Raw genomic sequence first — 11,851 nt, 5'->3', positions numbered from 1 at the left:
GGGCATATGAAAAAGAAATTGCAGTTGTTGATGAGTGTGGTAATGGTCTTAGCAATCATGCTTACACCGATACAGGCAAACAGCGGAAGGATAAACATCCAATTGAAAGATCTGCCCGGCGATTGGGATGAGAAAGCAGGAGTGGTCTTTACGCTATATCAGGTAGGAAAGATGAGCAATGATGGAAAGGCAGAACTGGATGCCAAGTATGACATGAGCCTGCCAAGCGATGCACAAGGATTGCAGAAGATCGCCAAAAAGCTTACCGCAAAAGAAGGGAAAGAGCTCATTGAAAAGAAGACGACCGATAAGAATGGCTGTCTGTCTTTTGAGAATGTCAAAAATGGCATCTATCTACTTGTACCCTCTCATATGGAAGCCTATGGAAGTATCGATCCTTTTATCGTGACGCTGCCAATGTATGAGGAAGTAAACAATGCTATTCAAGGACCTACTTATATGCTGCAGATAGAACCCAAAGCATCACCTAATGAAGAACCTATAAAACCAGTTCCTCCAGTGGATCCGGATGATCCTGAGACTCCGGATGTCAAAGAACCAGAGAAACCTGTTGAACCAGATAAACCGGTAGGTCCGGATCAATCCGATAAAGAACCTAATGTACCGGAAACCAATGAACCGCAGAAAGAACCCAATAAACCAGAGACACCACAAAAGGAACCATCAAAATCAGAAGAACCAGAGAAAGAAACAGAGGAAACAAAAACAGGAGATACGACAAGAAGAGGTCTGTATGTCTTGTTGATCATGTTATCCGGTTTTGGTATGTATATCATCTATAATAAGCATAGGAGAGGGAGAGAATTAGGTGATGAAAAATAAAAAAAGATTCACTGCTTTTCTATTAGCAGCTTCCATGCTGTTCATAAATACGAATTCCTCGTTGTTTGCCAAAGAAGAAGCAAAAGGGGAAGAAATTAGTGAGCAGTCAGATAAAACAAGACAACCATCCAGCATAAGCTATGCCCCAACGCAGCAGGCACTCTCAGGAAGCATACCGCCTGAAGAAACGAAAGAGGAGCCAAAAGAAGAAGCAGAAACACCAAAAACAAAGGAAGCTGTTCAGACGGTAGAAGTCAAAACAACGATCTATTTGGATGCCAATAAGAATGAAAAGAAAGATAAGGAAGAAAAAGGTGTATCCCATATCGAAGTACGCTTGTATAAGATGCTGGAAGGAACAGTGGAAAAAGAGGCAAGCTATCAGGCAATCATCAACATCAAGGGAGAAGTGTATCCTAAGGATGTAGAAGCAGGAAGCTATCGCATCGAATATGAGAGCATGGATAGCGAGAAGGATTTGAAGGATTATACGGGGGTATCTGGAAATGACGAGAATACCAAAAAATTATCTGAAAATGCCATGATCATCCAAGGGAAAGCATCATTAGTATTAAGCACAGTTGTTATAGATACAGATAAACAATATTTTAGAGCAGGAACCGATATTCAAAAATCAGACTTCAAAGTTTATAAAGTATATTCAGATGAATCATTGGTATTGATACCGGAAGATCAATTTCATATCGATTTAAAGACTGTTCCAAATAATGATAAAGAGGTCTTCAATTTAAAATTCACTTTGATCCAAGATGAAATCGGTAAAACGATAAGCAAAACTGAGGCATTTGTCATACAAAGAGAAATAGCATTAGATCAGCTTATGGTAAAGAATGGCGTAACAGACTTAATAAGTGGAAAGCATGTCATCTTAAATGAAGGAGATGTCATCATACCGGAAGAGATACTGTATAATGAGAAACCATACTTTATTACAAGTATAGGATCATCAGCATTTTATATGAATAAAGCAATTACAAGTATTAAAATACCAGAATCTATAAAGAGCATTGAATATGAGGCATTCTATTATTGTGAAAATTTGAAAGGTGAGTTAATCTTACCCAAAACACTAAATTACATAGGAAGATTTGCATTTTATTATGGTAGTGGATTAACAGGTAACTTAGTTATTCCAGATTCTGTAACAAGCATAGGAAATTATGCATTCTTAAGTTGTGACAGTCTTGAAAAAATCATCATTCAAGGTAAATCTGAAGGAGAAATTACAGGCTCTCCTTGGGGTGCACCAGACACAGTAACTATTGAATGGCAACCATCACAGGAAGGGGCATGATATTATGAAATATATAAAACGAATCAGTGTACTATTGCTTGCTGCTTTCTGTATGGTCGCAGGTATGCAAGCTATACAGGCAGAGGAAACGACGAGAGTGACCTTTACCAATGAAGAGAATAAGACTCCTGACCTCTTTATCACCAAGCATGTGGAAAGTGCTGATGAGCGCTATGAGGTACCAAAGGATGTAGCTTTCAAGTTCGTATTGAAGCTAAATGAAAAGCTTGCCAATAAGGAACAATACCGTGTGTTTAATGAAAACGGAGATGAGGTATACAATCATCAGGATGGTACGATATCTTCGGAAACAACCAATAAGATACCTTTCATGACCGATCGTAATGGAAACTTTACCTTATATGGTGGATATACTGCAAAATTTGAATATGTTGGTAATGGGGTGTCCTATGAGATCTTGGAGCTGCCGCAAGAAAACTTTCAACAGGTTTCTCCGGCAGCGGGGACCTCTGCCATCGGTACGATCAAACCAGATGGTGCCAGAGTTGAATTTGTGAATCTGTATATGCCATATGTTGAGCAGAAGACAACGGATCTGATCGTGACAAAGCATATCTCCTTTCCACAAGGTTATGTATATGATGGAGAAGATAGCTTTCACTTTACCTTGAAGCTGGAAGGAAATGCATATGCAAATGAAAGCTATACGATCAAGGATAGCGATACTGGCGAAGAAGTAAAAGAAGCAAGGACCGATGAAAATGGCAGATTTACCTTAAAAGGCGGACAGAGTGCTGTCTTTAAGGAAGTCAAGGCAGATGTGGACTATGAGGTCGTTGAGGAAAACGCAGAAGCTTGGCGAGTATTGGGTGATGTAAAACAAAGCGGAGCGACACAGGCACCGGTAACAGCAGTGCAATATACCAATGCGATTGCTTCCTTTGGGGTCAATAAGACATTGAGCGATAAGAACACATCGGATGAAACATTTACGTTCTTATTGATGGATCATATGAAGAAGGCATGGAGCAATGCAAAGTATGTACTGTATGATAGTGTAAGTGGGAAACGTGTAGATGATGTAACCTATGCAACAGATGAGAATGGACATTTCACCTTGAAAGCGAATGAGACCGCCATGTTCTTAGGCATAGCACCCGGGACCCTGTATGATGTACAGGAAATAGTAAAACCGGGCTATATCCAAAAGACACCGGTAAGCAATGAAGGCTATGAGAACAAGGTCGTAGGCGATAATGTAGAGATATTGCCGTTCGTCAATGAAAAGATGAAGGAAGAAGGAATCTTATCAGTAACGAAGCTGATCGAGAATAAGACGGATGAGATACCCATGGATGATATCAAGTTTACTTTTGTATTGAGCAGAAAGAATGGGGACGTTTATGAAGCTGTCAAGAATGCGAACTATGTCATAGCACTCGGTGATTCCGAAAGCACCTATAAGACGAATGAAGCAGGTGAATTTCAGATAAAAGGAAATCAGACCGCACTATTCCGAGAGCTGAAACAAAAAGAAACGTATAAGGTAGAAGAGAAACAGACGAATGTGGAATATACCATCAAGACAGAGGCCCAGGAAGAAGTATTAGAAAAGAACATCCAATTCGTATATACGAATGAGTATACACCGAAAGCGATCGATCTATATCTGAAGAAGGCAAATCGCGAAAAGGAAGGAATAGCAGGAGCGAAGTTTACGTTGTATAGGGATAAAGAACTGACGAATGCGATCGCAAGCTATGAGAGCGAAACAGAAGAGAAGTGCATGCTTGAAAATGTGCGGGCAGGAACCTACTATCTGAAAGAGACACAATCACCAAAAGGCTATCGACTCTTGGAAGGGGTCATCAAGATCGAGATCACAAGAGAAGAAGGAACAGGGAAGCTGATGGTGAAGATAAATGAGAAGGAGTATGGCCAAAGCGAAGGGAATGAGCAGATCCAGATCGAGACGAAGAAGGTAGGAGAGAATGACGAGCTGCATATGGTAGTATACAATGATAAGAATTTTTGGATACCGATCACCGGAGGAACAGGAATCTATGTACTGATAGGGATCGCGATGATAGGATGTATAGGAGCTCTTGTGGCATTGCGAAAGAAAGTGAAGATGGAGCATTGTTCAGAAAGTATAAAGAGGGCATGAAAGCATGATGAAGATGTATGTGATCGAGACATCAAAGATGCAGGAGATATGCCAACAAAAGACAGGGATAGCAGAGCAGCAACTATGCTTAAAGTTATTCTCTGAGGTACATGGTCAGATCCAAATGAAAGAACACGATTTCCAAAGCATATGGAAGATCATAACGCAAGATCATCCAAGAAGATATATAAGTAAAAAGGTACATGATCAGAAGAAACAGGGTTATTATTTATGTATAGAGGATACGAAGACCTTGATCGAATTGCGTAAGCGATTAACAAAGATCGAAATGGAAGAGGTATTAGAAAAGCTACGAAAAGAAGATCGTCATGTTTATCGTAATGATTATCTATATTATTTGGATGCGATGAAACGAGCAATGCTAGAAGGTATACAAGCTGCAATAAAAGAAGATTATGGTCTTGTCTTTTATTATGATTAAGGCGATAAGGATGTACGTGTAAAATGTTGTAATATGAAAGAAACCCCATGCGGTTTTTTTCATGTGTCCTCTAGTAAAAACGAAAGAATCTTAAATATTTCTCCTATATCATAATATTTTACCATTTATAAAAAATATAATGAAAATGGAAAGGAATAGAATATGGAAATACTTTAACAAAGGCTATAAAAGGTTTAGAACCAATCAAAACTGATACGAGTGCTTTAAGAACATTAATTGCGGCAGTAGAACAGCTTGCAGAAACAGACTATACAGCAAACAGCTATAAAGTGGTTGCTGAAAAATTACAAGAAGCAAAAGCAGTACTAGAAAAAACAAACCCAAGTACTGAAGAAGTGAAAAAGGCAGAGCTTGCATTACAAAATGCCCAGAAAGCGTTAGTTGTAAGAGCTAGCAAGGAAAGTGTAGATGTATTAAAGCGACTTGTTGAAGATGGTAAGAAAATGAAAGATGCTTATACTGAGGAAGCCTTTAAGGATGTGCAGACAGCGTTAGATTTGGCACAAGGTTTATTGACAGATCCATCAAATATGGCGGAAGTAACTACAAAAGAAGTCGTGCTATCCTTATCTACAGCTATCGATGCATTGCATAAGCTTACCCTTCAAGAAGCGAAAGAACAGCTTGCCGAAATGATTACGTATGCAGATACACTGTTAAAAGCAAATACTATTGAACAAATGACTGCAGAAAGCGTACAGGCATTACAAACGGCACTGAAACAGGCGAAGGAAGTAATAGCAAACGAAAAAGCATCACTTGAACAAATTAAGACGACACATACAATTCTTGTGAATGCAGTAAAAGGATTAAAACCACAAGAGTCAGTGACGCCTGATACAACGGCACTACAAACACTTATTAAAGAAGTGAAAAAGGTAACAGCTGATCTTTATACGGTGCAAAGCTATGAAGCACTAAGCAAGAAATTGCAAGATGCAAAAGCGATATTGGAAAAAACAAATCCAAGTGCAGATGAAGTAAGCAAAGCAGAACTTGAATTACAAAGTGCCCCAAATGCATTCGTCGTTAGAGCAAGCAAGGAAAGTGTAAAGATATTAAAAACACTTGTTGAAGAAGATTAGAAGTTAAAAGATTCTTATATAAAAGATGAGTTCAAAGACGTGCAAACGGCTTTAACATTGGCAGAAAGTTTATTAAAAGATCCATCTAATATGAGTGATAAGGAAACCAAAGAAGTTGTGTTATCTTTATCTACAACCATTCAAGCGTTAAAGGATTTGACACTTCAAGAGGCAAAGAAGCAGCTGCTGGAAATGATACAATATGCAGATGTATTGTTAACGGGTGAAGATATTAAGCAAATGACACCTAAGAGTGTTAAGGCGCTACAAACTACTTTGAAACAGGCAAAGAAAGTTTATAAGGACGAAAAAGCAACGCTTGAAGATATAAAAGCAATGCATAACACCTTGGTTACGGCAATGAAAAAGCTAGAAGTAAGGCTGGATACGACAGAATTAGATCATGAAATAAGCATTGACGAAGATATGCTTAACCATATTGATCGATATGAACCTTCTTCGGTTGCAAAACTTAAAGATGCTTTACAACAGGCAAAAGATGTGAAAAAAACTGCTAAGAATTAGCAGGAACTGGATGAAGCATTATGATTGCTAAAAGAAGAAAGACAAAAAGCTATACGATTAAAAGACAAAGATACAAATGTAAGTGATATAGACAAAACTGAGTCAAAGGATACAGTCGATGTTCCTACAGGTGATATCAGTGCAACAGGTGTATTTGCAGACTTGCTGATCATTGCTGGTGGAGCTATTATTACCTTATTGAAAAGAAAAAAGCGCGTATAGTTGTATGCGATAAGAAAAGCCAGCGGGCATTCTGATAAGAGTGCCTCTGGCTTTTTCATTCTATTCGTTATGGATGGTTAATTAGTTTTCTTTTTGACGTACGACTTCAAAGGCAAAAATGGCAGTAGAGGCCGCTGCCGTCATGGCATTGCGAAAATCACTGCGATAAGGTATATAAAGATTTTGATCACTGTGAGCCATAACAACTTTACTTAAGCCACGCATTTCGCCTCCGATAGCAAGACAGATGCGTTCGGGAAAGGTGTAGGAATAAAGCGAGATTGCATCTTTGCGCTGCGCACAAAGAAGCATGATATCTTTTTGATGAAGATAGGTTAAGGTATCTTCCATATCATCTGCGATAATGATATTAATATATTCACTTGCTCCGGCACTTGCTCTGGTAACGACATCGGCTGCCGTTGTCCAATTACGCAAAGGTACAAGAACACCATCACAGCCTGCGGCATATAAGGTTCGTAAAACATAGCCAAAATTAAAGGGATCTTCTACGCCTTCTACCAATGCCAGAAATACCTGCTTTTTATTAACAAGCTCTTCTAAATTTTGATACTTGCGTTGCCCACAATAGGCGATAATACCTCCATGCGTCTTTCCTGTAGCAAGAGCATCAATTTCTTCTCGTTTCATATAGGTGATATCTACTTGAGCTTCTTTTGCTTTATGCAAAATAAAAGCAGTATCCTTATCCTTCTTTTTGGCATCTACCAAAATCTTATGAACCTTGCGTTTCTTACCTAATAAAACTGCTTTTACACTGATATTTCCTTCGACAATACAGGTTTCCATAAACTTCCTCATTTCTTTTAACCATTATAATATAATTCTTTCAAATTACAAGGACTTTTCTTTTCTTCATGCGTCAAAAATGGTACACTAATACCAGTATGAACAGGAGGATGACTATGAAAGCAGCACTTGTGACGATGAATGTAAAAGCAGGACAATGCGCTGAAAATGTGCAATATATGAAACAGCAGATCAAGCGAGCAAAGGAAGATGGAGCTGATTTGATTGTATTTCCTCAAAATGCTGTCAGCGGTTATTTGTTAGGCGATGTCTGGTTAGATGAGGATTTTTGTCGGTATGCGGACAGTTTTAACGATGAATTGATTCGTGAAAGTGAGGATATTGCGATTGTTTGGGGGAATATCCGTTATCGTAATCGTCGACGATTTAATGCGGCTTTTTTTGCTTATCAGAAAAAGACGCATATGCGCGTGAAACAAAATGAGCTTTTGCCTTATATACAGGATGCCTTATATTTTGAAGAAAATCCGATAAATAGTGCGATAGAATATAAAGAGGATATGGTATTTGCGCTGAATTTTGGTGATGAGATTCAACTTGCGGATATGAATATCAATCTGGATGCGCGCCCTTATGATATGCAGAAGGCATATCATCCCCATGGAAATGTCATTTATGTCAATGCCTGTGGGATGCAAAATATGGATCACAGCGTCATGCTGATGGAAGGTGGAAGCTGTGTGCTTCGGAATGGAAAATGTCTTTATCAAGCGCCTTATTTTCAAGAAGATTATGCCTTGGTTGATCTTGCATCGCAGAAAGAAGATAAAGCAAAACCACGCTCTTTGTTAGCGGCATTAACCATGGGTATTCAACAATTTGATGCACAGGTTTTTGCAGGAAAGCTTCCTTGGATCGTTGGAATGAGCGGTGGTTTGGATTCCAGTGTCACAGCAGCATTGCTTGTTTATGCTTTAGGCAAACAACGTGTTTATGGTTATAATCTGGCTACCCGCCATAATCGCGATATTACGAAATCAAATGCCCGACAAGAAGCACAAGCTTTAGGGATTGCTTATCGCGAAGGGGCTATAGAAGCACTTGTTGAAGCGACAGAAACAACTTTACTGCAGGAATATGGTTACGATGTGAAACAATATCCTATCTTGGTAAAAGAAAATTTGCAGGCCAGAGCAAGAGGTTATTTATTAAATAGCTTTGCCGGTATGTTGGGAGGCGTTGTTGTGAATAATGCCAATAAGGTAGAAGTAGCGTTAGGATATTGTACTTTATATGGTGATAGCATCGGTGCATTATCTTTGATTGGAGATCTTACCAAGGTACAGTTGTTTGCCTTATCAAAAGAATTAAATGACGTATTCGCGAAAGAAGTTGTGCCACATGCGCTATTACCTGATGTGCAAGGAGATGCTATCACTTGGGAAATGCCTCCTAGTGCAGAATTAAAGGAAGATCAATTAGATCCTATGAAATGGTTCTATCATGATTATCTGGTGGAACATTTAGGAAAAGATATGAGTGTATCACAATACTTAAAACGCTATGAGGATAGGACGCTGGATGAGGAAGTTTGGCGATGGATCTGTTATTATGGACTAGACGATCCGAAAGCGTTTATTGAAGATTTAGAATGGTTTTTAACAACGAAAGAGCGCAATGCTTTTAAAGGATTGCAATTGCCTCCGGCTATTTGTGTCCATCATGATAATTTTACCAATCGTAAGCTGTCACAAATGCATAAAGATCAAAACTTGCTTGCTGCATTTAAACAGAAATATGGCGGCTAATCTTTCAAAAATTTAAGATTTCTTCACAAAGTTCTATGCTAAAATAAAAGGGATGGAGGGACTGTATGAAAATTAAAATAACACAAGAAATGCGTAAAAAGATGTGGATGGCCATTATTGTCATTGCGGCAGGTATTACCATTTTTTTCGCTTTCGATAAGTTTTCACTTTTATGGAACGGCATAAAAAGTATTTGTTCTTTAACAACACCTTTTATTCTGGGATTTGCAATTGCTTTTTTGTTAAATAAACCGATGGAATTTATAGAGCATAAGTTATTAGGAAAATTACCTCTGAAAAAAGAGCATCGGCGCAATATTGCGGCAATCCTGGCTGTCTTATTAGGTATTATCATTGTTGGGGCTTTCTTGGCAATGCTGATTCCGCAATTGATGGAGAGTATCTTATCTTTAGTAAAGGCTTTTCCTGGCTATATGGAAGATACACAGGATTTTATTAATGAATTTATTGAAGAAAATGGAATTGCGGCAGAGGAAATCACAAAGATGCTGTCACAAAATAATCTGCTGACCAGAATGACCGAGTTTGTCACGGATGCAGTACCGAAAATGTTAAAGTATACATATCAATTTGGTTCGACCTTATTGGACATCGTGTTAGGCATTATGTCTGGTTTGTATATGCTGATTGATAAGGAACGTTTAATGGGATATGCAAAACGTATTAATTATGCCTTATTCCCCATAGAAATAGCGGAATATTTGCATCGTATGACACTTGCCAGCGGGGATATTTTTAATAACTTCATCGTAGGAAAGGCAATTGATTCTTTGATTATCGGCATCTTGTGTTATATCGGTTCATTGATCTTTCAGTTCCCATACGCTTTATTATTGTCTGTATTCGTTGGTGTTACAAATATGATACCGGTATTCGGTCCATTCATTGGAGCTGTGCCGGGCATCGTGATCCTTTTTATCATTCATCCGATCACAGCTTTATATTTCGCTTTATTCATCTTCGTATTACAACAATTTGATGGCAATATTTTAGGACCTTTGATCTTAGGTGATAAACTTGGTTTACCAAGTATTGGAATCTTATTCTCGGTATGTGTAGGGGGAGGTTTATTTGGAATCATCGGTATGTTTATCGGAGTTCCTTGCTTTGCTGTTATCTATGCTGCCGTTCGCGAATTTGTGAATTATCGTTTAAAACAAAAAAAACTGTCTTTGGAACAACTAAGCTTTCAGGCCCAAAAGGAGGCTAAACAAAAAGAAGAGGAATTTGAAGAAATTATTCGTGATGATGAATAAAGAATACTTAAAAAGAACAGTCGCATAATGATCAAATAGATCTTGTCGGCTGTTCTTCTCTTTTGGCTTGTTGTGATGAAGTAGGTAAATCCTCATGGAATAATACGCCTTTATATTTAGGTAAAGAAAAGCGTTCTGCGAATAAATCACATTTACATAGTAACAAGTAATAGACAGGCAATCCATTGCCACATAAGGTTTCAAAATTAGCTTGTCCTTTAGCAAGGATGATATCTGCATCTTGAATGGCCTGAAAGGCTTGCTGACTGATATGATGAATATCCGTACCTGCCATGGCGATACCATTATCAATCACATGACAGATACTTTGTAGATGGACATCCTGCGCATCTCTCATCGTGGCATCGTTAAGGACTTCACCTCCGCGAACCATCGCGGTAATGCTTAGGTGAGGATAGTGAAATTGCAATTGTTCGATGAGTAATTTATCAAGCAGAATCTCACCACAATTATCACAAATATATAAAAGGCGCTGTGCTTTTGCTAAATCTTGTTTTAGTGCGGTATATTTCTGGGTATCCAGCAAATCTTCATCGGCCTTTGCTAATAGAGCTAAAAAGAAATTCGCATCAACTTCATCCAAAGCACCAAAGTCAATATAATTGCCAACTCTTGCCAATTGGATGGCATATGCAAGTGCATCTTCTTTGCACTGTATCTGTTTGCGGATATCCGCTTCCTTCGCACACATCATATCATTGTAATGCTTTTTGATGGCGGCATAGGGCAATACAGCATGTGGAAAGGTTTTAGCATATAAAGCATCAATTTGATTAGACAGCCAGGGCATGGTTTCTTCATCCTTGCTGTTTCCTAAGATATGCAAAACTTCTTTCATATAAGAAAGCTTCTTTTTTTCATCGCTTTCTTTTCGTATTTTTTCATCCTGTTTTTTAATTAAACAAGCAATACAGCGGGCATTCATTTCCATGCTCATCAACTCCTTTATAATTGTTTTGTAAATGTATATCCCTTTTTCTTATAGCCTTTTTGTTCATAAAAGGCATGTGCTTGCTGTCTGCATAAACCACTGCTGATGGCGATATCACTAGCCGCATGTGCTTTGGCACACGTTTGCGCATAGGCTAAAAGGCTACTTCCGATACCGGTATGCTGCTTGTCCTCGCGTACAGCCAGGGCAATTAATCTTGCGTATTGTCCTTTGGTTACATATGCATAAAGATATGCCAATCCTGCAAAGCCAAACACTTCACCATCTTTTTCAAAGACGATACTTTGATACTGATCGTTTTTTTCCATGGCTTTCAACTGGAACAAGACATCTTCTTCATTCATTGACCCATAACCCAATTCCTTCTGAATAAGCTGCGTAATGGCTTTTAGATCATTGGAAATATTAATAAAACGACATGGCATATGCATACCTCCTTAG

The 11,851-nt window shown here is 38.5% G+C and carries 12 protein-coding genes; 9 read left to right on the top strand and 3 right to left on the bottom strand.

Going from position 1 to position 11,851, the window contains the following annotated elements:
• Window positions 1-6 precede the first annotated feature (6 nt).
• The 7 genes from ACESSZ_RS01365 to ACESSZ_RS01335 all read left to right on the top strand — a co-directional run bounded on the left by ACESSZ_RS01365 (window position 7) and on the right by ACESSZ_RS01335 (window position 6,581).
• Entirely contained in the window at window positions 7-843 is an 837-nt protein-coding gene (locus ACESSZ_RS01365) for a pilin N-terminal domain-containing protein (protein ID WP_008689261.1), read from the top strand.
• Window positions 833-2,158: a leucine-rich repeat domain-containing protein gene (locus ACESSZ_RS01360; protein WP_008689260.1), complete on the top strand. Its 1,326-nt coding sequence runs from the start codon at window positions 833-835 to the stop codon at window positions 2,156-2,158. Before ACESSZ_RS01365 ends, ACESSZ_RS01360 begins: the two co-directional genes overlap by 11 nt.
• A 4-nt stretch (window positions 2,159-2,162) precedes the next feature.
• A complete protein-coding gene (locus ACESSZ_RS01355; RefSeq protein WP_499842671.1) occupies window positions 2,163-4,286 on the top strand; it encodes an MSCRAMM family protein in 2,124 nt (707 codons plus the stop codon).
• Window positions 4,287-4,290: 4 nt separating this feature from the next.
• Window positions 4,291-4,728, top strand: coding sequence for a hypothetical protein (locus tag ACESSZ_RS01350; protein WP_008689256.1), 438 nt, complete (start codon window positions 4,291-4,293; stop codon window positions 4,726-4,728).
• A gap of 155 nt (window positions 4,729-4,883) precedes the next feature.
• Window positions 4,884-5,834 (top strand): hypothetical protein, encoded by a 951-nt coding sequence (locus tag ACESSZ_RS01345; RefSeq protein ID WP_319638826.1) that lies wholly within the window; start codon window positions 4,884-4,886, stop codon window positions 5,832-5,834.
• Between the two features lie 39 nt (window positions 5,835-5,873).
• Window positions 5,874-6,359, top strand: coding sequence for an FIVAR domain-containing protein (locus ACESSZ_RS01340; protein ID WP_008689252.1), 486 nt, complete (start codon window positions 5,874-5,876; stop codon window positions 6,357-6,359).
• A 24-nt stretch (window positions 6,360-6,383) separates the two neighbouring features.
• Window positions 6,384-6,581, top strand: a complete 198-nt coding sequence (locus ACESSZ_RS01335) for a hypothetical protein (RefSeq protein WP_017144609.1) — start codon at window positions 6,384-6,386, stop codon at window positions 6,579-6,581.
• Window positions 6,582-6,662: 81 nt separating this feature from the next.
• Here ACESSZ_RS01335 and ACESSZ_RS01330 read toward each other — a convergent pair whose 3' ends face one another.
• A complete protein-coding gene (locus ACESSZ_RS01330) occupies window positions 6,663-7,391 on the bottom strand; it encodes a TrmH family RNA methyltransferase (protein WP_008689251.1) in 729 nt (242 codons plus the stop codon).
• A 116-nt stretch (window positions 7,392-7,507) separates the two neighbouring features.
• Here ACESSZ_RS01330 and nadE point away from each other — a divergent pair, with 116 nt between their 5' ends.
• A complete protein-coding gene (gene nadE, locus ACESSZ_RS01325) occupies window positions 7,508-9,160 on the top strand; it encodes an NAD(+) synthase (protein WP_008689250.1) in 1,653 nt (550 codons plus the stop codon).
• A 65-nt stretch (window positions 9,161-9,225) separates the two neighbouring features.
• Window positions 9,226-10,437 carry an AI-2E family transporter gene (locus ACESSZ_RS01320; RefSeq protein WP_008689249.1) on the top strand — a complete coding sequence of 404 codons (1,212 nt, stop codon included), beginning with the start codon at window positions 9,226-9,228 and terminating at the stop codon, window positions 10,435-10,437.
• A gap of 31 nt (window positions 10,438-10,468) precedes the next feature.
• Here ACESSZ_RS01320 and ACESSZ_RS01315 read toward each other — a convergent pair whose 3' ends face one another.
• Complete coding sequence (locus ACESSZ_RS01315) at window positions 10,469-11,389, bottom strand: damage-control phosphatase ARMT1 family protein (protein WP_008689248.1); 921 nt, start codon at window positions 11,387-11,389, stop codon at window positions 10,469-10,471.
• Between the two features lie 14 nt (window positions 11,390-11,403).
• The gene (locus ACESSZ_RS01310) at window positions 11,404-11,835 is read right to left on the bottom strand and encodes a GNAT family N-acetyltransferase (protein ID WP_008689247.1); all 432 of its coding nucleotides are present in this window, start codon (window positions 11,833-11,835) and stop codon (window positions 11,404-11,406) included.
• Between the last annotated feature and the right edge of the window lie 16 nt (window positions 11,836-11,851).

The sequence above is a fragment of the Eubacterium sp. 3_1_31 genome, from assembly GCF_964249515.1.
Classification (GTDB): Bacteria; Bacillota_I; Bacilli_A; order Erysipelotrichales; family Erysipelotrichaceae; genus Longicatena; species Longicatena caecimuris.
Note: the sequence above shows the minus strand (reverse complement) of the source record. Positions and strands in the feature narration are given on the sequence as shown.

Bases quoted from the DNA above. Each gene is read 5' to 3' on its own strand.
- ACESSZ_RS01315 (WP_008689248.1), bottom strand. From the start codon at position 11,389: ATGGAAATGAATGCCCGCTGTATTGCTTGTTTAATTAAAAAACAGGAT.
- nadE (WP_008689250.1), top strand. From the start codon at position 7,508: ATGAAAGCAGCACTTGTGACGATGAATGTAAAAGCAGGACAATGCGCT.
- ACESSZ_RS01365 (WP_008689261.1), top strand. From the start codon at position 7: ATGAAAAAGAAATTGCAGTTGTTGATGAGTGTGGTAATGGTCTTAGCA.
- ACESSZ_RS01320 (WP_008689249.1), top strand. From the start codon at position 9,226: ATGAAAATTAAAATAACACAAGAAATGCGTAAAAAGATGTGGATGGCC.
- ACESSZ_RS01310 (WP_008689247.1), bottom strand. From the start codon at position 11,835: ATGCCATGTCGTTTTATTAATATTTCCAATGATCTAAAAGCCATTACG.
- ACESSZ_RS01360 (WP_008689260.1), top strand. From the start codon at position 833: ATGAAAAATAAAAAAAGATTCACTGCTTTTCTATTAGCAGCTTCCATG.
- ACESSZ_RS01330 (WP_008689251.1), bottom strand. From the start codon at position 7,391: ATGGAAACCTGTATTGTCGAAGGAAATATCAGTGTAAAAGCAGTTTTA.
- ACESSZ_RS01350 (WP_008689256.1), top strand. From the start codon at position 4,291: ATGATGAAGATGTATGTGATCGAGACATCAAAGATGCAGGAGATATGC.
- ACESSZ_RS01355 (WP_499842671.1), top strand. From the start codon at position 2,163: ATGAAATATATAAAACGAATCAGTGTACTATTGCTTGCTGCTTTCTGT.